Source organism: Brevibacillus humidisoli (assembly GCF_020923435.1).
GTDB classification, from domain to species: domain Bacteria; phylum Bacillota; class Bacilli; order Brevibacillales; family Brevibacillaceae; genus Brevibacillus_E; species Brevibacillus_E humidisoli.
This window is the reverse complement of the sequence record NZ_CP087263.1, coordinates 2912657-2938497: the sequence shown is the minus strand read 5'-3', so window position 1 is coordinate 2938497 and position 25841 is coordinate 2912657. Positions and strand designations below refer to the sequence as shown.

At 52.6% G+C, this 25841-nt stretch carries 27 protein-coding genes; 19 read left to right on the top strand and 8 right to left on the bottom strand.

The window, feature by feature from the left end:
* Positions 1-119: 119 nt before the first annotated feature.
* The gene (locus LOK74_RS14505; protein WP_230042749.1) at positions 120-635 is read right to left on the bottom strand and encodes a hypothetical protein; all 516 of its coding nucleotides are present in this window, start codon (positions 633-635) and stop codon (positions 120-122) included.
* 180 nt (positions 636-815) lie between these two features.
* Between LOK74_RS14505 and LOK74_RS14500 the strand changes: the two genes are divergently transcribed.
* Entirely contained in the window at positions 816-1439 is a 624-nt protein-coding gene (locus LOK74_RS14500) for a flavin reductase family protein (protein WP_230042748.1), read from the top strand.
* An 80-nt stretch (positions 1440-1519) separates the two neighbouring features.
* Here LOK74_RS14500 and LOK74_RS14495 read toward each other — a convergent pair whose 3' ends face one another.
* Both LOK74_RS14495 and LOK74_RS14490 read right to left on the bottom strand, forming a co-directional pair.
* Entirely contained in the window at positions 1520-2905 is a 1386-nt protein-coding gene (locus LOK74_RS14495) for an OPT family oligopeptide transporter (protein WP_230042747.1), read from the bottom strand.
* A 137-nt stretch (positions 2906-3042) separates the two neighbouring features.
* Positions 3043-5109: a methyl-accepting chemotaxis protein gene (locus LOK74_RS14490; RefSeq protein WP_230042746.1), complete on the bottom strand. Its 2067-nt coding sequence runs from the start codon at positions 5107-5109 to the stop codon at positions 3043-3045.
* A 353-nt stretch (positions 5110-5462) separates the two neighbouring features.
* Here LOK74_RS14490 and LOK74_RS14485 point away from each other — a divergent pair, with 353 nt between their 5' ends.
* Positions 5463-5840: a (2Fe-2S) ferredoxin domain-containing protein gene (locus tag LOK74_RS14485; RefSeq protein ID WP_230042745.1), complete on the top strand. Its 378-nt coding sequence runs from the start codon at positions 5463-5465 to the stop codon at positions 5838-5840.
* Between the two features lie 19 nt (positions 5841-5859).
* Here the strand turns inward: LOK74_RS14485 and LOK74_RS14480 are convergent, their stop codons facing one another.
* Positions 5860-6222, bottom strand: coding sequence for a hypothetical protein (locus LOK74_RS14480; RefSeq protein WP_230042744.1), 363 nt, complete (start codon positions 6220-6222; stop codon positions 5860-5862).
* A 125-nt stretch (positions 6223-6347) separates the two neighbouring features.
* On the opposite strand from LOK74_RS14480, the gene LOK74_RS14475 reads away from it, so the two are divergent.
* Positions 6348-6776: a VOC family protein gene (locus LOK74_RS14475; RefSeq protein ID WP_230042743.1), complete on the top strand. Its 429-nt coding sequence runs from the start codon at positions 6348-6350 to the stop codon at positions 6774-6776.
* Between the two features lie 33 nt (positions 6777-6809).
* Entirely contained in the window at positions 6810-7343 is a 534-nt protein-coding gene (locus LOK74_RS14470; protein WP_230042742.1) for a GNAT family N-acetyltransferase, read from the top strand.
* Between the two features lie 135 nt (positions 7344-7478).
* On the opposite strand, the gene LOK74_RS14465 is transcribed toward LOK74_RS14470, so the two are convergent.
* Both LOK74_RS14465 and LOK74_RS14460 read right to left on the bottom strand, forming a co-directional pair.
* Positions 7479-8480, bottom strand: coding sequence for a zinc-dependent alcohol dehydrogenase family protein (locus tag LOK74_RS14465; RefSeq protein ID WP_230042741.1), 1002 nt, complete (start codon positions 8478-8480; stop codon positions 7479-7481).
* A gap of 366 nt (positions 8481-8846) precedes the next feature.
* Positions 8847-8987: a hypothetical protein gene (locus LOK74_RS14460; protein WP_230042740.1), complete on the bottom strand. Its 141-nt coding sequence runs from the start codon at positions 8985-8987 to the stop codon at positions 8847-8849.
* A gap of 313 nt (positions 8988-9300) precedes the next feature.
* On the opposite strand from LOK74_RS14460, the gene LOK74_RS14455 reads away from it, so the two are divergent.
* A complete protein-coding gene (locus LOK74_RS14455; RefSeq protein ID WP_230042739.1) occupies positions 9301-9837 on the top strand; it encodes a VUT family protein in 537 nt (178 codons plus the stop codon).
* Between the two features lie 118 nt (positions 9838-9955).
* On the opposite strand, the gene LOK74_RS14450 is transcribed toward LOK74_RS14455, so the two are convergent.
* Positions 9956-11293 (bottom strand): globin-coupled sensor protein, encoded by a 1338-nt coding sequence (locus LOK74_RS14450; protein ID WP_230042738.1) that lies wholly within the window; start codon positions 11291-11293, stop codon positions 9956-9958.
* 274 nt (positions 11294-11567) lie between these two features.
* Between LOK74_RS14450 and LOK74_RS14445 the strand changes: the two genes are divergently transcribed.
* The 14 genes from LOK74_RS14445 to LOK74_RS14380 all read left to right on the top strand — a co-directional run bounded on the left by LOK74_RS14445 (position 11568) and on the right by LOK74_RS14380 (position 25454).
* Positions 11568-11996 carry a DUF2935 domain-containing protein gene (locus tag LOK74_RS14445; protein WP_230042737.1) on the top strand — a complete coding sequence of 143 codons (429 nt, stop codon included), beginning with the start codon at positions 11568-11570 and terminating at the stop codon, positions 11994-11996.
* 294 nt (positions 11997-12290) lie between these two features.
* Positions 12291-12743: a flavodoxin gene (locus tag LOK74_RS14440; RefSeq protein WP_230042736.1), complete on the top strand. Its 453-nt coding sequence runs from the start codon at positions 12291-12293 to the stop codon at positions 12741-12743.
* 193 nt (positions 12744-12936) lie between these two features.
* Positions 12937-13719 (top strand): IclR family transcriptional regulator, encoded by a 783-nt coding sequence (locus LOK74_RS14435; protein WP_230042735.1) that lies wholly within the window; start codon positions 12937-12939, stop codon positions 13717-13719.
* Between the two features lie 28 nt (positions 13720-13747).
* Entirely contained in the window at positions 13748-15400 is a 1653-nt protein-coding gene (locus tag LOK74_RS14430; protein WP_230042734.1) for an ABC transporter substrate-binding protein, read from the top strand.
* A 70-nt stretch (positions 15401-15470) separates the two neighbouring features.
* A complete protein-coding gene (locus LOK74_RS14425) occupies positions 15471-16469 on the top strand; it encodes an ABC transporter permease (RefSeq protein ID WP_230042733.1) in 999 nt (332 codons plus the stop codon).
* 11 nt (positions 16470-16480) lie between these two features.
* Positions 16481-17401, top strand: coding sequence for an ABC transporter permease (locus tag LOK74_RS14420; RefSeq protein WP_230042732.1), 921 nt, complete (start codon positions 16481-16483; stop codon positions 17399-17401).
* Positions 17402-17407: 6 nt separating this feature from the next.
* Positions 17408-18403, top strand: a complete 996-nt coding sequence (locus tag LOK74_RS14415) for an ABC transporter ATP-binding protein (RefSeq protein ID WP_230042731.1) — start codon at positions 17408-17410, stop codon at positions 18401-18403.
* A gap of 6 nt (positions 18404-18409) precedes the next feature.
* Positions 18410-19408, top strand: a complete 999-nt coding sequence (locus LOK74_RS14410; protein ID WP_230042730.1) for an ABC transporter ATP-binding protein — start codon at positions 18410-18412, stop codon at positions 19406-19408.
* Positions 19409-19413: 5 nt separating this feature from the next.
* Positions 19414-20508 (top strand): S-methyl thiohydantoin desulfurase family protein, encoded by a 1095-nt coding sequence (locus tag LOK74_RS14405; RefSeq protein WP_230042729.1) that lies wholly within the window; start codon positions 19414-19416, stop codon positions 20506-20508.
* A gap of 43 nt (positions 20509-20551) precedes the next feature.
* The gene (locus tag LOK74_RS14400; RefSeq protein ID WP_230042728.1) at positions 20552-21226 is read left to right on the top strand and encodes an AroM family protein; all 675 of its coding nucleotides are present in this window, start codon (positions 20552-20554) and stop codon (positions 21224-21226) included.
* A gap of 11 nt (positions 21227-21237) precedes the next feature.
* Positions 21238-22329, top strand: coding sequence for a M24 family metallopeptidase (locus tag LOK74_RS14395; RefSeq protein ID WP_230042727.1), 1092 nt, complete (start codon positions 21238-21240; stop codon positions 22327-22329).
* A gap of 19 nt (positions 22330-22348) precedes the next feature.
* Positions 22349-23545, top strand: a complete 1197-nt coding sequence (locus tag LOK74_RS14390) for an aminotransferase class V-fold PLP-dependent enzyme (RefSeq protein ID WP_230042726.1) — start codon at positions 22349-22351, stop codon at positions 23543-23545.
* The gene (locus LOK74_RS14385; protein ID WP_230042725.1) at positions 23546-24514 is read left to right on the top strand and encodes an aminopeptidase; all 969 of its coding nucleotides are present in this window, start codon (positions 23546-23548) and stop codon (positions 24512-24514) included. It begins immediately after the preceding gene.
* Entirely contained in the window at positions 24504-25454 is a 951-nt protein-coding gene (locus LOK74_RS14380; RefSeq protein ID WP_230042724.1) for an aminopeptidase, read from the top strand. Before LOK74_RS14385 ends, LOK74_RS14380 begins: the two co-directional genes overlap by 11 nt.
* Positions 25455-25520: 66 nt before the next feature.
* Here the strand turns inward: LOK74_RS14380 and LOK74_RS24255 are convergent, their stop codons facing one another.
* On the bottom strand, positions 25521-25802 hold the full coding sequence (locus LOK74_RS24255; protein ID WP_420908671.1) for a GNAT family N-acetyltransferase: 282 nt from the start codon (positions 25800-25802) through the stop codon (positions 25521-25523).
* Between the last annotated feature and the right edge of the window lie 39 nt (positions 25803-25841).

Here is a 25841-nt window from a genome sequence, read left to right as displayed (position 1 = left end):
GCTTGCATTCCTCCGCTTACAACGGCAATTCAAAATTTTGATTTTGATACTGCCTGCGCAGATATTGCGACTGTACTTTTTCAAACAGCTTGTTTAATTCGGTTGCACTTACATAAGCATCATAAAAGATAAAACAGTAAATAGAAGGCAGATACAACAACCATTGCATGTCGAGGATTTGCGTGCCGCGAGCGAAGTTGCCAACAAAAGTGTGATGAATGGCTTGCGGAAGATGTGAAAAGTACATTCACGGGGGGGACCGTCACGTCTTCTCGGTCCGCCAGCAGATAGAGTTTGTTCAGGTCGATAGTAGAGCGATAGCTGTCCCAGATCGCAAACATATAAATGCCAAGATAAAGAATCAGCCACCTGGTATCCAGCACTTGCTTTGCCTTTTCAAAATGACCCTGCATCGAATACATGATCCCCAGATTTACCTTTGCCTGATGGTTGATAAAGACTTCCCATAAGATCAGGATCAAGGCCTTTCCATGGCGATGGTGCATGAGATTGCCAAATCCGGGATAAGAGAAGGCAAAAAAAGAGACTACCCAAGGGTTGCGCAGGTGCAGATGGTTGGTTGTCAGCGTAGACAGAAAAGCCCTTGGACGCCGAGGCGAAACGTTTTGGTTCATTCTCGATTCCTCCGCAGTGGTAGAGTAAAGCATTTGTATTATTTGCCAGTTGCCTCTGAATATACACGGTCTCCATCGTTTCGGAAGAAGAGAGATGAGTCATCCACATTTCGATGTAGGTTGAAACATCAGGGTGTTAGAATGGGCAACGAAGCGATCATAGAGTTGGAGGAGTGCGAGATGCCTGATCAAGTTGAACAATGCAAAGCAAGCCGAACGATTCACCCTAGCATTTTATACTATGGCACACCCGTCATTATGCTAAGCACGGCAAATGAAGACGGGACGACCAATCTATCGCCGTTGTCTTCGTCGTGGGCGTTGGGTTCCTGCATCGTGCTGGGGATCGGATTAGGAGGGAAGGCGATCGAGAATCTGCAGCACCGACCGGAATGCGTGATAAACGTTCCGCATCCAGGGCTGTGGAGAGCAGTGGAATCACTTGCGCCGCTGACAGGAAAGTCTCCCGTTCCCGAGGCCAAACGTCAGAACGGGTTTCGCTACGAAAAAGATAAATTTACGGCAGCGGGCTTGCTCCCCGTCCCATCGGTCGATGTACTCCCTGATCGTGTCAGTGATTGTCCCTTGCAGATGGAGGCAAAAGTAATGAACATCCGCGTACCCGAGCACAACGCCTTTTTTGCGATCGTGGAGGCGGAGGTCGTGCATGTACATGCCCACGAGGACATTATGCTGAATGAGCGTCACATCAACCCCCAAGCGTGGAGCCCGTTGATCTATAACTTCCGTCATTACTTCGGCTTGGGGGAAGAGTTGGGCAAGTCGTACCGAGCCGAGACGTGAGATGAGTGAAAAACCGGCTTGGCCGTACCTCCTTTCCGGGGAGCGGGCCAAGCCGGTTCACGGTATCTGTCTTGTCATGCTCATGATGGTTTGTCCAAAGACGTGTCGGCGGTCCAGTAGAGAATGGCGGCGACGACCAGAAAAGCAATCAGGGAGAAGCCAGTCTTCAAATCTTGTGACGTATCGCCAGCCATTGCGGCCGCGATGCAGATGACGGCTCCAATCGTAATCGCAGCGATCATCCCGGATTCGCCACTGAATGCAAGCATTTTGAGCAGCAAAGAGATGATGATCAGGGCGGCAATGGTCATGCCTGATACCGGGTTGGAAGAACTGCCGACAATCCCTACGATGCGTGATGAGACGGTGACGAAGAAAAAGCCAAACAACATTACCAGCAATGCTCCGGGTATACCGATATTGATGGTGGGAGTAAAGGCCAATACCCAGATGAGAATCAGCACGAGCAGGACGATGTACGGCATCGCCATGTCCTGCTCTGTACGCAGTACGCCTTGATTGCCGCCACCCCTGGCCGCACCAAACCCTTTTACCGCGATTCGAAAGGAGGAGAGGATCGTGGAAGAAGCTTTAAACAGGCTGATGATTCCTCCGAAGGCGACTGCACCGGCACCGACATAGCGCAGGTAGTTGCTCCAGATATCCCAAAAGCCCAGATCGCCAATGGACGCAGTGGCGGGGAAGATCGGCTGCGTCGCGAACGAGCCGAAATAGCTGATCAATGGTATGAGCCCGAGCCAGCCAAGCACTGCGCCTGCCAGCATGTAGCCGGCAATGCGCGGTCCGATGATAACCCCTACCCCTAAGAGTGAGGGCAGTGTATCCATTCCGATGGCGGCATTTTTGAAGCCGGGAATCGCAGTCTCAATCTCCGACGGAAACGCCTTGACCCCATCGGCAATCACCTTGAATAAAGCACCGACTCCCAAACCGCTAAAGACTAGTCTGGCGAGCCCGCCTCCTTTTTCTCCGGCGATCCTCCGGATAGGGAAGGGTTTTGTGTCGTTGACGATCAATGCTTTGCGCAGCGGGATCATCATGATCACGCCGAGAATCCCTCCGGCCAAGGCGATGACAGCGATGGTCGACAGACTGGGATTCAGGTTCCAGATAAACAGGGCGGGCAGTGTAAAGATCACACCAGCTGCGAGTGACTCCCCGACGGAGGTAATCGTCTGCACCATATTGTTTTCCAGGATCGAGCTGCGGCGTAGAATTCCTCGCAAAATCGCCATGGAAATAACGGCGGCTGGAATAGAAGCACTTACGGTCATCCCAACGATCAAGCCCAGGTAAGCATTGGCGGCACCGAATAAGATCGCCAGGATGCCGCCCAACAAAAAGGCTGTCCAGGTCATTTCCGGTCGACGTTCGTGCGGGGGGATGTACGGAATAAAATCCGGTTGCGGATTGCGAGCCCCGGAGGAGCGCTGTTGATCTGCCAAGATGATCCCTCCTTATCCATTATCTTGTAGTATTCGAACAAGAGGGGAGCGAAATGCATGCGATTCCATTCTTCCCAGCAGCAGGACCTCTGGAAAGGAAAAAAGGCCCCGCTTAAGCGGGACCCAATCTGCACAGCTTAGATTTTAAATCGGCCAACCAGTTCATTCAGATTTTGCGCCATATCGGTGAGCGTCTGGAACGAATGGGACATTTTTTCCACTAATTCTTTGGTCTCCGTGGATACTTGCGTCACCCCTTCTGTAGCCGCCGCCACTTCTTTTGCCACATGGCTCATCTCGTTCACCGAGGAAGTGACCTCTTCTGAGGAGGCATAGAGCTGCTGAGCGCTTGCTGAGATGTCCTCCATCTCTTCGGAGACTTTTTGCGAAGCAGACAGGATGCGGGCAAACGTCTCGCCAGCATCTGTCACTACGATGCGCCCTTTTTCCACCTCTTGGGTACCGACACGGGCAAGCTCTCCTGCCCTGTTTGTCTCTTGCTGAATCTCCAGGATCAGGTCTGCGATCTGGTGAGCGGATGTACTGGACTGCTCCGCCAGTTTCCTCACTTCGTCGGCTACCACGGCGAAGCCTTTGCCTTGTTCGCCTGCTCGCGCTGCTTCAATCGCCGCATTTAAGGCAAGCAGATTGGTCTGGGAAGCAATATCCGTGATGATACCAATGATTTGATTGATCTCTTTGGAGCGGTCTTCCAACATTTTGATGACCTGGGCAGAGTCGTTGACCGATCGGGAGATGAGGCCCATCTGGTTAATCGAATCTTGCAGGGCTGTATTCCCCTTGTGTGCTTCTTCTGTTGCCTGATGGGCGGTTTCGGTCACGGTATTGGCCGATTCGGCAATTCGCCCGATACCAATCGCCATCTCTTCCATTGTTTTGTTCGTCTCCAGCGAACCTTGGACCTGTTTCTCCGTCCCTTGCACCATCTCTCGTACCGAATCAAATACTTGGCCAGAAGAGGCAGAGACCGTTTGGACGACCTGCCCCAAGTCATCGGAGGAGACTGCGATGTGAGCGGAGGACTGCTTGACCTGCTGCAAGACGTCTCGCAGCGATGTCCTCATCCTGTTGAAACTGTCGGCCAGTTTGGAGAATTCATCCTTGGAGGAGAGGATTATTTGACGGGTCAGGTCGCCTTTGCTTACCTCGTCTGCGGCCTCGACCAGAACAGCAAGCGGTCGGGTAATGGAACGAATGATGTAATACATGATACCTGCGCTGATGATCAAGGAAGCAATCACGACGAACCCGGTGATCATAAATATTTGATTCAATTCCGCAGCGTTTTCTGACGGTACCCAAGTGCCGCCTATTTTCCAACCGGTCAATTCGTTGGTCAAAAAGACCATTTGTTTTGATCTGCCGTCATTAATCTGGATCTGCTGCGTTAATTCCTGCAGCTTGGTTTGCGCTCCTTCCTCATTTTGCTCAGCCCCCTCTTGCGGGAGGGTTTCCCCGATCGTTACTCCCTGGTCCACATAGTCAAACGTTCCCTCATTTTGCGCCATTATCTGGCTCAGATATGAGGAAGCAGGCGTCCCCGCTTTTACTTTCGGGTGATAAATGACTTTTCCGTTTTTATCCAGGATAAAAGAGAACCCGCCTCGACCAATCTCCACTTCCAGCGTTCGTGCTGCCAGCGCGCTGAGATTGAGGTCAAAGGCGAATACTCCCTTTCCATTGGCCAGCGTCTTTGCTATGGTGACATCCATCCGGTCGCCATTGCTGCTGAGGTATGGTTCGGTAATCACTACTTCTCCTTTGTGTTCCATTGCCAGCTTGTACCACGGACGGGTTCTGGGGTCGTAAGAGGCGACGTCGAGTGAATTATCGGCTGAATCAATATAACGGCCGCTGTCCAATCCGACGTAGGGGATAGCGTCCGGATTGTGCTGGTGGTACTGCTTGAACATCTCATGGATCGCTTCCGTTTCCTCGTCGTTTTCATCGGTCACTCTGATCACTTGGCTGAAGTAGTTGGCGGCATTGATTTTAGGCTGGATGATGTCCGTAATCAGGTTATCAACGATTGCCGTGCTTTGCCTTGAGTTTTGCAGCAACAAATCTTGAATCACGTCTTTTGCCGTTTGATACGAGAAAAACCCGAGCACCAATACAGGCAATAGCAAAATTAGAAACGAATGCAACAGCTTCTGCTTGACGGACAGGTTGATGGTTTTCATAGATGTTTCCCTCCTGTTGAATCCAGTCTCGTCAGAAGTTATTCCCGAGTTGCCGAGATGGGAAACCGGGAGTTCATAATTGTCATAATATTACGGGTAATATTGGAAGACTGAGTGTTCGATTGCCATCTGCGCAGGTCGGACAGAGGGGAGGGAGCACGTACAGAGGCCGCCTCAATCTAGGCAAGAGATTCAATCTATAGTATGATGTAAATCATAATTATTACGAATTGCCAATATCACCAATCGATTTGTGGCTATTGCGATGGGGAGACGAGGGGGCCGTACGTAGAAAAGATGGATAACGTCTGGAGTGCAACAGAAAAACAGAACGCTGAAAGGATAGATGTGGCATGTCTACATGGGATTTAACGAAAACAAAGCATCATGTGTTCATCTGTAATGGCGGAAGCTGCTCGAAAATGGGAGGAGAAGAGGTGACCCTGGCCATTCGTCAGGAGATTCAGCGTCAACAGGCTGATGACTTGATCCACACCACCCGAACAAGGTGCAACGGTCGCTGTGAAGACGCATGTGTGGTAATCGTGTACCCGGAAGGGACATGGTACCGAAATCTGCAACCGGCAGATGCTGCGGCACTGGTTGGCCAGCATTTGCTTGCCGGGAAGCCGCTCGACCATTTGCTGTCCCATCGGTATGCCGATGGTTCGTTTTTACGGATGGAGGGAGCGGCAAAAGGGACGTTTAAACGGTCTATACCCAGTCAGTAGTCAAGACGGAGCGTATCTGTTACACGTGTTCGCGGTTAGCCTGCAGCACTCCGGCAGGATGGGAGTTGCGCGGTGCCGGTCGGAACCTTCCACTGATCAGGGAATCGACACACTCTTCCAATTCTAGTGTAATGTAGAGATTGAGCTCTGGGACCTGAGCGACAAATTTGCCCGTTTGGTACTCGTAGATGAGCTGTCCTGTTGGCTGCAGTGGATATACTTCGAGATCCATTTTCTGCTTGATGGACAACTGCTTGAATTGACGCAACATATAAAACAGCTCGCCCCAGACTGGCATATACGGTTTTTTCCGGTACCGGGCGAGTAGATGGAGCAGCTCGTCTTGCAGCATGGAATGATTTTTTTCTGCTTTGTTGGTCATCCGCCATCACCACGATGTTTTTACCCCCTATCCACCACGGATAAACATGGGAATCGCTGGAGGAAATTGCTTTAACAGGTGCGAATGATTGCGGGAAACAGAAACGGAAAACAGGAGGTATAGGCATGAGCAAAGTATGGTCAGCGCAGCTGCCGGTGGTACAGTTTCGGGTAGCGCGGCCGACGGACCAGCTTGACAAGATCATTACGTTTTATCGGGATGGGCTTGGCTTGAGGCAAGTCGCCGCTTTTGAGGGACATGATGGCTATGATGGTGTGATGTTTGGGCTGCCGGGGGTGGACTATCATCTGGAATTTACCCAGCATGTGGAGGGGAGTCCATGTCCCGCACCGACTAAGGATAATCTGCTCGTCTTTTATATCCCGGATCAGGAGGCAAGGGATGCGATCGTCACCAGATTGGAGAAGCTGGGCTTCGGTCCCCCGGTTGAACCGGAAAATCCATACTGGCGTCGAAGCGGGATCACAATCGAAGATCCAGATGGTTGGCGAGTTGTTTTGATGAACACATCCGGGTTGTCAGGTACATATTAAGAAGCTCGGCACTCAGAGGGGAGGAAAACGTGGTTGAAGGATCAAAATCGGATCGGCATCGCCCAGTCAGAACGTATCAGATTGCGCCATGCCGGACGTGACGACTTGCCCTTCATCTTGCGGACAGAAGGAGAGACGGAGAATCGGCAGTATGTCAGTCAATGGTCGGGCGAGCAGCATCATACGGCGATGCTGAACAATGATTATGCTTATCTGCTGATCGAGGCGTTGGCGGAGAGGAGGCCGCTTGGTTATGTGATCATCGCCGGGCTGAAGAACCCCAATAGAAGCGTGGAATTGTTGCGGATTGCCTTGGCGGAGAGAGGAAAGGGGTACGGAAGAGAGGCTCTGCAGTTGATCAAACACTGGGTGTTTACCGAGTGCAGGGCCCACCGGCTGTGGTTGGACGTGAAGGAAGGAAACGGCAGAGCCCAGCATCTGTACCGTTCAGAAGGATTTGTCATAGAAGGGACCCTTCGCGAATGTATAAAGGTGGAGGGCTCTTCTGATGACTATGAATCGTTGATTGTCATGTCGATATTAAGCGGGGAATACGGAACCGCATGATAGGATGATAATGATCAACGAAGAGCCGATTTTCCGAGAAGGAAAGTCGGCTCATCTGTTTACCGCTTGCTACATCTATTTGTATCGAGAATGGTTCTAGAAGCTGATCGCAGAACGTACCATGTACATATCTTGTCAAAAACGTTCATTGACAAGTGTCACTTTCCCAACCGCCTGTCCTGATTCCAGATGACGGTGGGCCTCAGCTACTTCTTCAAACGTAAAAGTTCGCGGATCAAGGAGCGGACGAAGTTTTCCTTCATCGGCGATCTGGGCCACTTTGGTCAGGATCTGACCGTGCCGTTCACGGTTGGTTTGATGGAGCAGGGGGATCAGCATAAATACGACGTGCAGGTTAAGCCCTTTGCCGTGAAGGGGGCTGAGATCGTGCGTGGACCTTGCCGCGATTGTGACCACTGTTCCGTTCAGCTTGGCTGCTTCAAATGAGCGGTCCAGATTGTCACCGCCTACTGTGTCAAAGACGAGGTCGAATCCATCTCCTGCAGTAAGCGTCTCAACGTACTCCGCCACACTCTGTGTGCGGTAATTGATCACATGGTCCGCGCCCATGTCACGAGCCACGGCCAGTTTGTCTTCTGTGGAGCCGGTAACCGATACCGTCGCACCTGCCCACTTGGCCAACTGCACCGCAATATGACCGACGCCGCCGGTTGCGGCATGGACCAGGACGTGCTGATCGGCTTGGACGCCAGCCCGGTCGATCAGACCTTCCCAAGCGGTTATGGCGACGAGCGGCAAAGCAGCCGCTTCCTGCATGGAGAGCTGCTTCGGTTTGGACGCGACCAGCGCAGCATCAGCCAGCATATAGTCAGCCAGTGCGCCACCTGGTGTGCCTTTCACGCCACCTGCGCAGGCATACACTTCATCGCCAGGATGAAAAGCGGTTACCCCCTCGCCAACCTCTTCCACCACTCCAGCCACGTCTCCGTGCAATACGGCAGGTAGCTGCGGCGAGATCCCTGAGAGGACTCCTTTTCGGATCTTGGTGTCCACCGGGTTTACACTTGTGGCCGCTACTCGGATCAAGACATGACCTGGGATAACCGCAGGACGGGGCAGATCCGCCGATTGAAAGAGAGAAGGATCTCCAAACGAATGAATGACCTGGGCTTTCACAGATATTCCCCCTTTTGGATATTTTACATCTATCGTACACTTCTATTGTAGGTCAAATAGGATTGAACGGAAAAGGGGATTTACCGTTTTTGCCCTGTAGTATACCAGATTATAGAAGTCTGAAATCCTGAAATAACAGGAACAAGGCTTACATGTCTATTGATTATTCTACCAATTACTGGTTTGGAGAATTTTACGATTTTTTTTATCATGAAAGCCTTGGGTCGAAAATATGGATATATCGTATGATAAAAAGGCAGACCCTTTTGGGGTCTGCCGAGGACGGCGCTGTGGGGTCGGAAGCGATTTATCCACTTTACTCCACCGCCCGGCTGCTCTCCGGCGATGGCAGACAGATGGACTGGACTACCAATCGTTTCTTACCCGTGTCCAATATTTCATCAGGCGCTTTCTTATCCGTTTGTACAGTTGGGTCGCATTTTTCTGTACAGCGGGATAATGAATCAGCAGCGTGATGAGGATGATGAGAAACTCATAGAGTGTCAAAACACTCACCTCCTAGCTTCCGACCCACAGTATCCCGTCAGTACATCTTATTCGCTTACATATATTCACATTCGTAACTTTTTTGGCGATGCAGATCTATTGTCAAGGTTTGTTTGCGGAGACGGGAAACGGGATATTCGCCTCGATCAGGCAGCCCCTTTGTGGACGATGGGCCATGAGGGGGTTTTTGTTTGATTCGATCAGGGGTGAACTAGGCGAGGTACCTCCCAACCTGTTGCAAAAACGTGATACAATCAGGAAGGGGCGGAGCCCCGCGACAACAAAGCGTGGAATAAAGAGAGGGTTTTCTCAGATGCGAATCATCCTATACTTGCTAGTCATTATAGCGGCCAACATCATTACCGCCGCTTTTCCACCGATCCAACTGTGGTGGTTCCTCGTGCCGACGGGGTCCTTTTTGATCGGGGCGACCTTTATCCTGCGGGATCTGGTTCAGATGCGTTACGGCAAAAAGACAACCTATCTGGCGATTGGCATCGCCTTGCTCACTTCGGCGTTAAGTTCCTATCTGCTCGGTGATCCGCTGGTGGTCACCTTTGCTTCAGCCGTTTCGTTTATCGTCTCGGAGGCGACGGATACAGAGATCTACTCCAGACTGAAGCGGTCGCTGGCCAAGCGCCTCTTTTGGAGCGGAACGATTGGTGGTTCGCTGGACAGCGTCATCTTTGTCATTCTGGGCATCTCGCCGATCGGGGCCGGGTTCATTCCTTGGGAGGCAGTACCATTGGCTGTGGCGGGTCAGGTACTGGTGAAAGTGCTGATGCAAGGCTTTGGAGCTGTGGTGCTCAGTCAATGGGGGGCAATCCGCATACAGGAGAACATAAAATAGATGAATTGCTCAACCAGTACTCTGATCACTGCGGATAATATGGACATAGAAAAGACCGGGAGCTGTGCTCCCGGTTTTTATATTTCTATTGCAAGCAGCTAGTGCGGCGATATTTCTGCTAGCTGGTTCGCGCCGTATCGTTAAGGGTCTCCGCTGATTGGGAAACTTTCTGGGTAGCGCTTCCAATCTCTTCAATCACGAGCACCAGCTCATTCATCTGTTTTTCCACGCTTTTGATCACATCGAGGCTCTCTCCCATCGAGGCGGAGATATGGTCAAAGGCACCGCGAGCGGTTTCTGATTCGGTTTGAGCCGCTTGTACGTTCTCCTGTACAGTGAATATCGACTCTACCACTTCCGTCGTGAAGCGGGAGGTATGAGAGATTAGTTCCGTGATTTGCTTCACCGAATCTTTGGTCTGTTCTGATAGCTTGCGAACTTCATCGGAGACGACGGCAAACCCTCGACCGTGCTCACCCGCTCGCGCCGCCTCGATGGCAGAGTTAAGGGCTAGTAGATTCGTCTGTTCAGCGATCTCCTTTACGATGTGGATCACTTGCTTGATCTGATCGGCGGATTCGTTCAGTTTTTGAACCGTTTCTTCCATATTTATCATTTTTTGATGAATCGAAGTGATTCGTCTCTCCAACTCGACAACGCGAGCGCGACTTGATTCAGCCAGTGCCTGGGTTTGCTCCGTTTTCTGGGAGCTGTTGTGAACCGCCTCGTTCACCTCGTTGCTGCTCGCCACCAGTTCTTGCACCGAGGCACTGGTCTGTGCGGTGAGCGCGGCCAGGTCGTCGCTAAAGGAAGCTATTTTTGCCTGCAGTTCTTGCTGAGCCCGATACTGCTCTTCTCTCTGCCGAATGTTTTCTTTTTCGTAGATTTCCAACACGATCTGCTGTTCAAAGTTGAGGATCTTGGAGATTGTCGTTGCCAACTGGAGCCACTCCTCCTTGCTGGAAAAGTGGCTGCTTAGCAGTTTCAACAGCGCAACCTGCAAGTTTTGAAAGGCGCCCATGTACCATTTCGGTTCCAGGCCGATGCGCAGGTGGATCTGTGCCACCCTGATTCGTTTCTCTAGGTATTGTTGGTCGAACGTGCCCGAAAACATCTCGATCAGATGAGTGTGAAGGGTCTGTTTCAAACGTTCGACGGTGCTATGTTCGTCGATCATGTCGCGAAGAGCCTCTACTGCTAGCACCTTTTGATAGAAATAATCCACAACCTCGTCAATATGCCTCTCGACCAACGGCTGCAGCTTCTTGGAAAGCTGGACTTCCGCTGCCGACAGGTCGATCATCGTCATCTGTTTGGAGATGTCTTCATGTTCTCCCAGATCCAGCGTGATCTGTTCGTGTCTAGCTGCGCTGATCCAACTGGAAGATTCCCCTGGCTGCTTCGAGGAACCAATGAGTCCTGTCAGTTTTTGAAAAGGGTTTTTTGTCATCAGCATCCCCGTCTCCTTTTCTGCAATCGAGCAAATGATGGAAAATGAATTGATTTCATCATACTAAAGATGTTCATACCCTTTCAACAAAGAGATTCAAACATCAGCGGCTCATGTCGGTGGCAGTTGCCTAGAGCCAATTGCAGCCTATCTCGTTACTATTCCAACTGCTTCCATACACAATGAGTTGCCCCGATTGATGAGCCCTCGGGATCAAGAACCTTTCCTCCCTTAGGCCATACACTATAGTGAAATACTGATTCCGTATGGAGGAGAAGAGATGCAGTTTTGTTACGAGGACAAGATGCCGCTGCGAATTCTCGACGAAGGAGAGTTCTGGAAGCAGCAGGAGAGTGAGCACACTGTCGTGATACGGGAGCTGGTTTCCAATCTGGAAAAGCCGTTTGTCGAGGCGCTGGAAGCGTGGGAACAGGCGCTTGCCAGGACACAAGCTGTGTTTGTCAGGTATATTGAAACGGTCGTTCGGTCAGGAAAGTGGGTTGGAGCGGAGATTGACCACCAGATCATGGAACTGGTGCAGTTCGCTCTGACGCAGAGTGAGCAGTTTATCAGTCTGCTCAACCAGTTGGGGAGCGAGAGCGAAGCACTGAAACAAAACCCAACCGCCATCGTCGTACTCAATCACATTCGGCGCGAGTCGGAATACTTCATCGGGATTGCGCTGGCGGTGCTGTCCAGCAAAGGGTAATCAGGCAGTGAACACGGTACCTGTATCGGGTACCGTGTTCTACATATGATGCGCCTTCGGGAGACGCTTTGGGGTGCGATTTATGGAAAAAAACCTCCGTATGTGAAAAAAATGTCTGTTGCAAGAATTAACCAGTTTGCTTAGAATAAATTATGATAATGAAAATCATTATCACAAATAATACGTTCTCATGAACTTTCAATCTGAAGGAAGGTTGACGTGGTGGGAATCCTGTTCAAAGCAGTTGGCCGGATTCGAAGCAACAAGCCAGTTTCCTATGCGGAGGGGATACCAATGGCAAAGATTGTGCTGGTTTATGCCAGTATGACCGGAAACACCGAAGAAATCGCAGACGCCGTTGCGGAGGGAATCCAAGAGACGGGAGTGAGCGTTGACATCAGGCAAGTGCTGGACGTGAACGCTGCCGAGTTGGCTGAATACGAAGCGATCCTGCTGGGGGCGTACACATGGGGAGATGGTGAACTGCCTGATGAATTTCTCGACTTTTACGACGATCTGGACCAGCTTGATTTAAGCGACAAAAAGGGAGCGGTATTCGGCTCATGCGATTCCAGTTATCCGCATTACGGAGCAGCCGTGGATATTTTGACGGAGAAGCTCCGCGAACGCGGCTGCGACATCGTTCGTGAAGGTTTAAAAATTGAGCTGGCTCCGTCTAATGAGGAGAAAGAACAGTGCAGGCAATTTGGCCGCCAGTTCGTTTCCTCCCTACAGATTGCCAAATAAGATGGTGGCACTTTATCTTCACGCTGCCCGGGGCTTCGCTCCGGGTTTTCTCATGTCTGAAACATCTGCAGATTTTAAAGCTTTCGTAAAAAACGGTTGCAACGAAAAGAGGTCAACGTGTAGAATAGTAAAAAAATAAAGAAAAGAACCAATGGTTCTAATAGAGAGACAGTCAGGGGGTGTCAGTTCCTTTGTGGCGCTAAAGACATTAGATAATGCGTTGGAATTATTGAAGTACTTCTCCCGGGAGAATCCCTCATGGGGAGTACGTGAATTAGCTAAGGAGATGGGGATTAGTCATTCCATTGTTTACAGAATTTTGACTACTTTTGAGAAGCATGGCTTTGTGGTTCAAGATGCAGAAACGAAGAAGTACGAATTGGGTATGCGGTTTTTGGAGTATGGTCTGATCATGCAGGACAAGCTGCGAATCTCCGACATGATGCTGCCGGTGATGAGACGGCTCGCTGAACAGTCTGGAGAGTCCGTTTTTTTGACTTGGCTGGATGGGATGGAAGCAGTCTATGTGGAGATTGCCGAGAGTTCCCAGAGAATCAAGTATGCGGTCTCCAAAGGGAGCCGCACACCGCTCTACGCCGGGGCCTCGAACAAGACGATCATGGCGTTTCTCCCTGAAGAAGTGCAGATGCGGATTATTGAGAAAGGATTGGTTCCCCGCACGAACAGGACAATTGTCTCCCCCAATGAACTCTTGGCCAATCTGCAAGAGATTCGTCGGCAGGGTTGGTGCTATTCGATCGGGGAGTACGCGGACGATGTGGTAGGGATATCGATGCCGCTGTTCGACAGAAGGGGCAAGGTAACAGGTTCCTTGACCGTCGCCGGACCTTTGTACCGCATGCCGGAAGAAAAGGTAATGCCGCTGCTGGACATCCTGAAAGTCGGTTGTCAGGAAATTCAGGACTACATTCGCACCTTGAAGCTGGATTACGCTGAACTCACGCAACCACAGTGATCAGGCAACAAAGAAAAGGGGGATTTTCATGAGAAAGAGCGTAAAGACATTCATCACGTTGATGCTAGCCCTGTCAACCGCTTTGGTGGGCTGCTCATCAACACCAGAGGGGAGCAGCAGTCCGACTGCGGAAAAGCCCGCTGAGTCAGCAGCACCTAGCACAGCTCCAGACAGGCCTTTTGTCTACCTGGAACAACAGGTGATCAACTCGATCGACCCGGCCAAGCATACCGATGAAAGCTCTCTGCACGCTGTGATCAATACTTACGACCCATTAGTCTACCCGAAGATTGAGGAGGGCTCGATGGAGCCTGGTCCGCATATCGCCGAATCCTGGCAGGTGTCGGAGGACGGGAAAACCTACACCTTCAAACTGAGAGAGGGCGTTAAGTTCCACAGCGGCAACGAATTGAAAGCGGAAGACGTAGTCTTCTCGATGCAGCGCATGCTTTCCCTGAAAAAAGGTTTCTCCTGGCTGTGGAATGGCATCCTGGAGAAAGAGAATGTGAAAGCGACCGGGGATTACACGGTGGAGTTCACACTGGACAAGCCGTATGCCCCGTTTATCTCCACACTCACCCAGCTGTTCATTATCGACAGCAAGACCGTGATGGCCAACCTGGCGGAAGGGGAGTTTGGCGAGTTTAAGGACTACGGCCAAAAGTACCTGGAAACCAATAACGCCGGTTCCGGCCCGTACCTGATCGACAAGTGGGAACGTGGTTCGGAGATGGTCCTCAAGAAGTTCCCGGACTATTGGAAGGGTTGGAAAGAAGGGCAAATCGAGCAGATTCAGTACAAGATCGTACTGGAAGAAGCAACCCTGAAGACCATGATCAAGTCGGGTGAGGCCGACATGGTGAACCAGTGGATGTCGATCGAAAGCTTTGAGCAGTTGAAAAAAGAACCAGGCATCGTTGTCGAGGAAGATCCGAGCGTTCAGCTCTACCATCTCCCGATCAATACGCAAAAGCCGCCGTTTGACGATATCAACTTCCGAAAAGCCGTCTTGCACGCCTTTGATTATAAGGTAGCCACCGAACAGATCCTCAACGGAGCCGAGCAAGCAGCAGGACCTGTTCCCTCACTGGTGCCTGGCCACAATCCAGATGTAACAGTCTACCAAAAAGACATGGACAAGGCTAAGGAATTCCTGGCCAAATCCAAGTATGCCGGTCAGGAAGTAGAAATCGACTATATGTACATCTCGGACAACGCCACCGAGCGCAAAACGGGATTACTGCTGCAAAGCAGCTTGAAACCTCTGAACATCAAGGTAAATCTGGTCGGTGTGCCGTGGGCACAGATTACGGAAGCGACAGTGCAGCCGGAGACCACGCCGCACATTGTTGCGATCTATGACACGCTGAAGTATCCGCACGTAGACAGCCATACGTACGGTATCTACCACCCGAGCTCCAAAGGAAGCTACCGCTCCTCTAGCTGGTACGACAACCCGCAGACGGCGGAGGTGCTGGACAAAGCGAGAAGCTCCACCGATCCGCAAGAGCAGGAAAAGTACTACAAGGAAGCGCAGAAACTGATTACCGATGATGCCGTTTCCCTCTATATCGCCAACCCGATGCACTACATCGCATACCGCGACTACGTACAAGGGTACAAATTCCTGGGGATTCTCGGGTATGACGTCGGCTTCTACTACTTCACGCTAAAAAAATAAGGCGGTTTGACAAAGATAGAAGGCCTTTTTCATAAGGCCTTCTGTCAATCTAGGCGAGAAAGGTGAGTTTATGAAGGCATTTATCATCAAACGTGTCCTGCAAATCATACCTGTCATGATTGGACTTTCGATACTCATATTTACTCTCTCGCGGATCATGCCTGGTGATCCGGTCCGCCTTGCTCTGGGGCCGGAAGCGACGCAGGAGCAGATCACCAAGATGAGAGAGGAACTTGGACTAAACGAATCTCTGCCGGTTCAATACCTCCATTACATGGGTGGGGTGCTGCAGGGGGATCTTGGAATCTCGCTTCGCACCAACCGCAATGTCATGGAAGATTTGGTTGACAAGTTTCCCGCCACACTGGAGCTGACCACGGTCGCGATGGCCTTGTCGATCCTGCTCGGCGTGCCCCTCGGCGTAATCGCTGCTGTACGGAAGGACAAGTGGGAAGACCACGCTACCAGGCTGGTCGCACTCTCCGGGGTGGCAATCCCACGCTTCTGGCTAGGGATTATGCTGCAGATCGTGTTTGCGTATTGGTTCTCGATGCTGCCAACGGTGGGCAGGGGCGATATCGTGCCGACGACCATTACGGGAATGCGGCTGTTTGACAGTTTGATTACGTTCAACTTCCCGGCGTTTTGGGATAGCTTGCAGCATATCATCCTGCCGGCGATCTCTCTTTCACTGGGAACACTGGCGCAGATCATGCGTCTGACCCGCTCCAACATGATCGACCAGGTGAGAAAAGACTACATTCTGGCCTCCAAAGCTTACGGACTGCCCAAGCGGATGGTCGTCTACAAGTACATGCTAAAAAATGCGTTCACCTCGACGCTGACGATTATCGGGATGACCTACGGCTTTTTGCTGGGCAACGCCTTTCTGGTGGAGGCGGTCTTCTCCTGGCCGGGTATGGCGCAATACGGAATTCAGGCGGTTATCTACAAAGACTTCAACGCGATTGTTGGGGTGACGATGGTGGTCGGTATTGCCTTTGCCATCGGGAACCTGATTGTCGATATTTTGTACGGCTACCTTGATCCGCGGATCAAATACAACTAACAGGTGATGTTATGAACGCTCGTATCGAAAAGGAAAACAACGTTGTCAAAACTCCGGAGAAAACCGAAAACGTACGGCTGGAGGAGTGGAAACGGGCGTGGAGTCGATTTCGCCGAAGTACGATGAGCATGATCGGTCTCGGGATCGTCCTGCTCGTCATCCTCTCCGCTGTTTTTGCCCCGTGGGTCGCTCCCTATCCGGAAGATGCGGGGGAAGTGGTTTGCTTCGACCGGGCGCATCAACCGCCGAGTATGGAGCATCTGTTCGGTACGGATGAGATTGGGCGCGATATCTTCAGCCGCGCGCTGTTCGGCGCACGGATCTCGCTGTCGCTTGGTTTTTCCGTGATGATTCTGGCGATTCTGATCGGTGTGCCATTGGGGCTGATCGCCGGTTTCTGGGGAGGAAAAGTAAACAGTGTGATCATGCGTCTCACCGATATCTTTCTGTCGATTCCATCGCTCGTGTTGGCGCTGGCTGTGGCTGCAGTGATGGAACCAAACCTGACCAATACCATGATAGCCGTCTCATTCGGCTGGTGGCCCTGGTTTACCCGCCTGGTTCAGGGGGAGGTTCTCTCACTTAAGAACGAGCAGTTCGTCCAGGCCAGCCTGGGGATGGGCGCAAGCAAATGGCGAGTCGCATTTAAAGAGATTTTGCCCAACTGTATTTCTCCGATCATTGTCAAATCCACCTTGGACATGGGCTTTGTCATCCTGCTGGGCGCCAGCTTGGGCTTCCTCGGCTTGGGTGCCCAACCACCGATACCGGAGTGGGGGACGATGATTTCCGAAGGCCGACTCTATCTGCCGGAAATCTGGTGGGCCGCTACCTTCCCGGGGCTGATGATCTTTGTCACCGTGCTTGGATTTAATCTACTGGGAGACGGACTGCGCGACGTATTTGATGTCCAAGTCGACCAACAGGGGTGATAGCTGATGAGTGCGTTGTTGGAAGTACGCGATTTGAAGATAAACTTTAACACCTACGAAGGAACGGCTCAGGTGATTAACGGCGTCAATATTGAAGTGAAAAAAGGAGAGGTCATCGCGCTGGTCGGAGAATCTGGCTGCGGCAAGTCGGTCACGGTCCGTTCCATGCTGGGATTGGTCCCGACTCCGCCGGCCCGTTACGTAAACGGAGACATCCGGTTTGAGGGCAAGAGCCTGCTTAACCTCTCCGAGGACGCATGGCAGCAGGTGCGCGGCCGGGGGATTTCGATGATTTTCCAGGACCCGATGACCTCGCTCAATCCTGTCTTCACGATTGGTCAGCAGCTGATGGATGTGTACATGTATCAGGGGCGCAAGAACCTTTGGCTCGGCTCCAAGAAAGAACTGCGAGCCAAGGCAAGAGCGAGAGCGATTGAGATTTTGGAAAAAATGCGCATCCCTGACCCGGAAGCGATGCTGGATCGCTATCCAGTAGAGCTGAGCGGCGGCATGCGGCAGCGGATCTTGATCGCCCTGGCACTGATCCACAATCCCAAGCTGCTGATCGCGGACGAACCGGGGACCGCCCTGGATGTCTCGGTGCAGGACCAGATCCTGATCGAGCTGAAGCGCCTGGTGGAGATGGAAGGGATCTCGATGATTTTCATCACTCACAATCTGGGGGTAGCCCGGATGATCAGTGATCGGACGTATGTCATGTATGCAGGAGAGGTAGTGGAGGAGGCCAAAACGGATTTGCTCTTTTCCGAGCAGTACCATCCGTACACCCAGGGACTGTTAAGCTCTATCCCCAAGCTAAGCGGACGGATGGGAGACGGGATCGACGGGAAAATCCCCGACTTTACCAACCCGCCGCAGGGGTGCCGATACTATGACCGCTGCCCGAAGCGACTGACGGAGTGCAAGACAGTTCCGCCGCATCTGCAGCCGATCGAAGACGGACGCAAAGTCGCCTGTCATTTATTCAACGAAAAAGGGTGATATGCGATGGCAGACTATATGCTGGAAGTGAACAACTTAAAAAAATACTTTCCTATTTATAAAGGTTTGTTGAAGAAGCAGGTGGGCGAAGTAAAAGCGGTGGACGACATCAGCTTGCAGATCCCCCGCGGCAAGACGATTGCTGTCGTCGGTGAATCCGGCTCCGGTAAGACGACACTGGCCAAGGCGATCATGCGCTTTCATGAGCCGACAGCCGGCAGCATCATCTACGATGGGCGGGATATTACCCATATCGGGGAGTCGGAGCTGAAAAAATTGCGCCAGGAGATGCAGATGGTGCATCAAGACCCGTCTTCTTCGCTCAACCCCCGCAAGCGGATCAAAGACATCCTGGAAGAGCCGCTGATCATCCACAAGGTAGGGACAAAGGTGGAGCGAATCAAGCGGGTAAAAGAGCTGCTGGAGATTGTAGAGCTGCCGCAGGACTTTTTGTACCGTTATCCGCACTCCCTCAGCGGCGGTCAGAAGCAGCGGATCGGCATCGCCCGCGCGTTGGCGCTCAATCCGCGATTCATCTGTCTGGACGAACCCACCTCGGCGTTGGACGTTTCCGTGCAGGCCAAGATTGTCGCGCTATTGAAGCGACTGCAGCAAGAGTTCGATCTGACCTATCTATTTATTACGCACGATTTGAGTCTTGTCCGCAACTTCGCTGACATCGTAGCGGTGATGTACCTGGGGAGCATCGTCGAGTATGCCGAGGTAGAGACCCTCTATACCAAGCCGCAAAACCCGTACACGCAGTCGCTGCTCTCGTCCATTCCAGTGGTCAGTGAGGAAGAGCAGTCGATGCTGCCGGCCAAAATACCGCTCAAAGGGGAAATCCCCAGCCCGAGCAACATGCCCAGCGGCTGTCGCTTCCACACCAGATGTCCGTACAAAAAGGAGATCTGCATGACACCGCCTGACTTGTTCCAAACGGAAGAGGGCTCGCTGGTACGCTGTCATCTGGTCAACGAATCAAAAGAAGCAGTAGGGGTGTGAACGGGATGAACAAACTGAACAAACTGACTAGAGAGATGATCGCTCCACTGCTTACCGGCGGCTGCATTCTCGGCGGTGGCGGTGGCGGTTCCATGGCGGAAGGGAAAAAAGTGGCCGAGCTGGCGTTCTCGCTCGGCTCCCCTACTCTTTTGCCGATCGAAGATTTGGGCGATTCCGATACGGTGTTGACGGTGTCGGCAGTGGGAGCACCGGCGGCCCCTAATCAATACGTAGAGCCGATCGATTTCGCCCGCACTGTGCAGACATTTACCCAGTACACCGGTCAGCATCCACGCGCCATGATGACCAACGAAAACGGTGGTTCAGCCAGCGCCAACGGCTTGCTGCAATCGGCGGTCTTGGGTATACCTGTTCTGGATGCTGCCTGCAACGGACGGGCTCATCCGACCGGCGTGATGGGCTCCATCCGTCTCAACGAACTGTCCGATTACCGCTCCGTACAGGTGGCGATCGGAGGGAAACCAGGCACCCATTCACGTGTCGAACTGGCTGTTGCCGGCACCATTGACGCCTGCTCCTCAATGGTCAGACAAGCAGCTGTACAAGCAGAGGGACTGGTCGTAGTCGCGAGAAATCCGGTGAGCGGCAGCTACGCTAAAGCAAACGCGGCGGTGGGAGCGATCTCCCACGCCATCGAAGTAGGACAGGCTAATCTGGACGGAGCAACCCCGCTGGACAAAGTAGAAAATGTGGCAAAGGTGTTGGGTGGATCCGTTCTGATCGAGGGAGAAGTCCGCAATCTGGTGCTCAACACGATCAACGGATTTGACTTGGGTGGATTGCGTATTGTCTCAGGCAGTCAGGATATGGAGCTCACCTTCTGGAACGAGTATATGACGGTAGAACTGGGAGAGCAGCGCCTTTCCACCTTCCCGGATCTGATCATGACGTTTTCTGCCGAGACAGGAAGCCCTGTTACGTCGGCTGAGATTCGTGAAGGTGACCGGGTATTCGTGATCGCCGCACCGTATCAGAACATCCTGCTGGGAAGCGGCATGTTTGTCGAATCCAACTATCAGATCGTCGAGAAGGTGCTGGACAAATCGATCATTCCGTTTATCAAGCCTTTGTTTCAGTAGATGTGCAGCAACCAGATCACGAGACGTGAGGAGTAGGGTAGCCATGAAAAAATTAGGTGTTGCGACCATTGGTCAAGCCCCCCGTCCGGATGCGGGGCCGATCCTTGAGAAGCACCTCGGTGGTAAGGCAGAGCTGGTTCAAGTGGGCGTGCTGGATGGTATGAGTGAAGCAGAGGTAAACGAACGCCTCGCCCCTGCTAAAGGCCAATACACGCTTACCTCCCGGCTGACAAACGGCGTATCTGTCGTGATGGCGCGGGAAAAAATCGAGCCGATCCTGCAGGAAAAGATAGACGGACTGGAAAAAGAGGGCTGCGAGCAGATCCTGGTCCTCTGCACAGGGGTATTCCACAACTTGAAGACAAAGTCGGCTTACCTGATCGAACCCGATCAAATCATTACCCCAACCGTTGCAGCCATGGTCAAAGGACGTCGCTTCGGGGTGATCGTCCCCTTGCCGGATCAAGCGGCTTCGCTAGCGGATAAATGGCAGCCGCATGGAGTAGAGCCGCTGTATGCAGCAGCAAGCCCTTACGAGTTTCAGCGGGATACCCTGGAGGCAGCCGCCGTTTCGCTCCAACAGCAAGGGGCTGAGATCATCCTGCTCGACTGCATGGGATACGTGGAGGAGATGCGCCAGATTGCAGGGGAAGCATCGGGACTGCCTGTCATCTTGTCCAATGCGATCATGGCTAAAATCATATCTGAGATGCTGTAGGAGGGATTATCATGTTTGAAGCACGCAGAGCAAAACTGATCCAACTGCTTGGCGAGAACAACCTGGACGCAGCCGTCCTGGTGCCGGGGCCCAATATGTACTATTTTACCGGGCTGCAGCTCAAGCAGAGTGAGCGCCTCAATCTGGCTATCCTGACCAAGAGCGGGGAGCTGATATTCCTCGTTCCGCAGGTGGAATTGAGCAAGACTGAGTCGATCGCCGACTCAAACAAAATCTTCTGGTATACCGATGAGCAGGGGCCCAGTCAGGCGCTGGCGCAAGCCAAGACCGCACTTGGCACGCTTTCCCGGATCGGTGTCGAGTACAACCAGATGCGGGTAATGGAGGCAAAAGCGGCAGAAGCACTGGGTGCGGCGCAAACGGCTGATGTCTGTCCGATCATCGACACGCTGCGCATGCAAAAAGACGCGCAGGAAGTAGAGCTGATGAAAAAAGCGGTCGCCATCGTCGAGGAAAGCCTGCAGGCGACGCTTCCTTATATCAAGCCTGGCGTGGTGGAACTGGAAATCGCCGCTCAGTTGGAGTACGAGATGCGAAAACGCGGCTCGGGGGGCACGCCGTTTGGCACCATCGTCGCTTCCGGCTACCGCGGGGCACTGCCGCACGGTCGGGCAGCCGATAAAAAGATTGAATCAGGTGATTTGATCGTGCTTGACTTTGGTTCCACCTATGGCGGGTACGTTGCCGATATCTGCCGTACCGTAGCCGTTGGGGAGATCGCAGATGAACTGAAAACGATCTACGAAGTGGTCCGCGAAGCGCAGCAGGCAGCGGTTGACGTGATCAAACCGGGAATTACTGCGCGTGAGGTAGACGAGACGGCCCGCCGGATCATCCGCGAGCGGGGGTACGGTCAGTATTTCACGCATCGCACCGGTCACGGCATCGGACTGAGCGGCCATGAAGCACCGTACATGATGCAAAACAGTCAGGTCGTATTGAAGCCCGGCATGTCGTTTACCGTGGAACCTGGGATCTACCTGCCGGACAAGGGCGGGGTACGGATTGAGGACAATATCGTGATCACCGAAGACGGATTCCTCAACCTGATGTCTTACACCAAAGAACTCATCACACTGTAGAAGGTGGTAGGTGGTACAAGTGGACATACAAAAGATACGACAAGATACGCCGCTGCATCAGCAGTATGCTTACATCAACACAGCGGCTGCTTCGGCTCCGCCGCAGCAGGTGATCGACGCGATGACCGGTTACCTGCAGAAGACGACCAGTGTCGGCCCTTATCTGCCTGCATTTCGCCGCGAAGTGTATGCCAAGGTAGATGAGATTCGGGCCAAGACAGCTGCTTTTATCGGGGCCAAGCCGTCGGAAATCGCCTTTACCAAAAACGGTACGGAGGCGATCAACTTTGTGGCCAGCGGCCTCAACTGGAATGAAGGCGATCAAGTGATCCTCGCCGATCTGGAGTTTCACAGCAACTACGTACCCTGGTTGAAGCTGCAGAATGATCGCAATGTGAAACTGACTGTCCTGAAGACAGATAAAAGCGGTGTGATTCGCCTGGATGCATTAGAACAGGCGATCACGCCCAACACAAAACTGATCACCGTTTCCCATCTGCCCAACGCATCAGGCGCGCTGCAGCCAGTCAAAGAGATCTGCCAGTTGGCCAGGCGTCGCGGCGTGCTCAGCCTGATCAACGCCTCTCAGACACTGGGTTTGGTGCCGCTGGATGTGAGTGAGTTGGAGTGCGATTTCCTCGCCGCCTGCGGTCGCAAATGGCTGCGCGGTCCCGAGGGTTCTGGAGTGCTCTACATCCGAGAAGAGCGGATTGGCTCGATCACTCCGACCCTGATCGGCTGGGGTGGGACAAGCTGGGATTTTGACACCAACGAATATTCGTATCTGCCAATCGCCAAACGTGTGGAGGCGGGTTGTCCGATCATCCCGTCCATTTTAGGCTTGGGAGCCGCGATAGAATACGCTGACGAGATCGGGATCAAAGCGATCTACGAACGGGTGAAAAAGCTGACGCGCTATACGGTGGACAAAATGTCCACCGTGCCAGGAATGGAGATATACGGTCCAGAGGACATCAATAACCGACTGGCGATTATTCCGTTCAACATCGCGGGACTAACGCCGGATCGGATCACTGAGTATCTGGAAGAACATCACATCATCATCGAAGCGGGCACGTTTATGGCCAACACCATGCTGCAGCAGTACGGCATCAACAAGATGGCCCGCTTCTCACCTCATTACTTTAATACCGTAGAAGAGATTGACCGGGCGGTAGAACTGATGATCAGCTTGGTAGAGCAGGAGGGAAAATAGATGAACCAGTTTTTTATCCAATCCGCCTTTAACGTACTGAAAAACGGGCTGCAGGTAAAAGAAAACGAACAAGTACTGATCGTAGCAGACGATCAACAGCAATCCTCCCTGGTCGACGCATTTGTTACGGCGGGATCGCTCTTGGGCGCCAAGGTGGGCAAACTGGTTTATCCGGCCGTACCCCAGCAAAACAAGGAACCGATGGGCTTCGTCGGGGAGAGTCTCAAGGCGGTGGAAGCGGCCGTCGTACTGCCCAAGGTATCGATCACCCATGTCGAAGCGATCCGTCAGGCCCGCAAGCACGGGACCCGTTTTCTCGTCTGCAGCGGCCTGGATGAACGGATGATGACAGGAGCCGTCAACGCTGATTACCAGAAGATGAGTCAGTTGACCAACCGCTTCGTCCAGTTGTTTGAGGCGGCGGATCAGGTACGGGTGACCTGCCCCAACGGTACGGATGTCACGTTCTCGGTGAGAGGGCGTGCCACGATGGCTGTAGACGGGATTTGTACCGAAGCAGGTGCCTGGAACTTCGCGCCGGCCGGAACCACTGCCACCGCTCCGTTGGAGGGGACAACCAACGGCACGATCGTGTTTGACGGAAGTCTCGCTCCCTTTGGCGTAGTGGATGAGCCGGTCCGCTTGACGGTGAAAGACGGCCTGATCCGGGAGATCGCTGGAGGGCGGACGGCCGCAGACTTTGCAGAACTGCTCCAATCGTACGAAGATCCCAATGTGTACAACATTGCAGAAATGGGAATCGGAACGAACGAAAAAGCCGAACTTTCTGGTAAACTAATAGAGGATGAGCGCATCCTGGGTGCGTTTCACTTCGGGATCGGCAAAAGCCTGAACATCGGCGGTGAAGTGGACGCGCCGTTCCACACGGACGGGATGATCATGAAACCGTCTGTCTATGTAGACGGAAAACTGGTTGTGGAGGCTGGGAAGATTCTCTATGGCGAATAAGGAATGGACGGCAATCAGCTGCCGGGTGCTGCAAAACTGCCTCGGTCTGAAAGAAAACGAACAGGTATTGATCGTGGCCGACGACAAGAAAAAAGAGATCGGCGAAGCATTGTACGAAGCGGCTAAACAGCTTGGCGCAGAAGCACTGCTGATGGTGATGCAGGAGCGTCAAAAATCGGGTGAAGAACCGCCGCAAACTGTCAGCGAAGCGATGAAACAAGCTGACGTGGCTGTCTGTGTGACGGAGCACTCCCTCACTCACACACAGGCTCGCAAGCAAGCGGTAGCCGCCGGCACACGGGTAGCGACGATGCCGGGGATTACTCCGGACATGTTCCTGGAGGGGGCGATAGCCGCCGATTACCAGCAGGTGAAAGAACTGACCGATAAGGTAACCGGCTACCTGACCCGCGGCAGACAGGTGAAGATCGTCAAGGACGGGTGCGAACTGAACTTCTCCATCGAGGGACGTCCCGGCGTTCCCAGCACAGGCGTCTACCTGAATCCCGGTGAGTCAGGCAACCTCCCGTCCGGGGAAGCCTACATTGCGCCACTGGAAGGAACCGCTTCCGGGAAGATTCTGGTAGATGGCTCCATTGCGGGTATCGGCAAGATCGATGCCCCTCTGCTGCTGACGGTAGAAGATGGACGGTTGGTCAGTGCCGAAGGGCCGGCAGGAGAGAAACTGCTGTCGATGCTCGGTGAACAGGATGGCCGCCTCTTGGGCGAGTTTGGCATCGGGACTAACGACAAGGCCCGGATCACCGGTGTTGTCCTGGAGGACGAAAAGGTGTACGGTACGATCCACGTCGCCTTTGGCAGCAACGTTACGTTTGGCGGTACCGTACAGGCAGGTGTGCACATCGACTTGGTCGTCAATCAGCCGGATGTGTACATCGATGATGTGAAGCTGCTGGATAAAGGGCGGATGATGGTGTAGGCCGGACACGGATTATTGTCTGGCGGCAGAGGAACATCAATTGCAATGGCATCATCTCCCCTATCGCTATTGGGCAAGTGGTGGTTGAGGAGTACGAAATACGACAAAGCGCCTCCGTTTCTTCAAAGACGGGGGCGCTTTGTTTGATGATAGAATGCGGGATGTACAACCTCTCACTTTAGGTTCGTTCTTTCTTATCGCTTCTTTTTCTATTAGCTGCATCAAAGCAGTGCCTATACCTCTATTTTCTTCCGTACTATCTAACGAAATCATCTCGCAATCATTTCCTATAATCATAAACGTGCATTGCCCAATGATGGTTCCTGTCTCATTTAAATGAAGTTGCAAGAAATGGAGTCTCTCATACCCGCAGTCCGGATTTGGGAA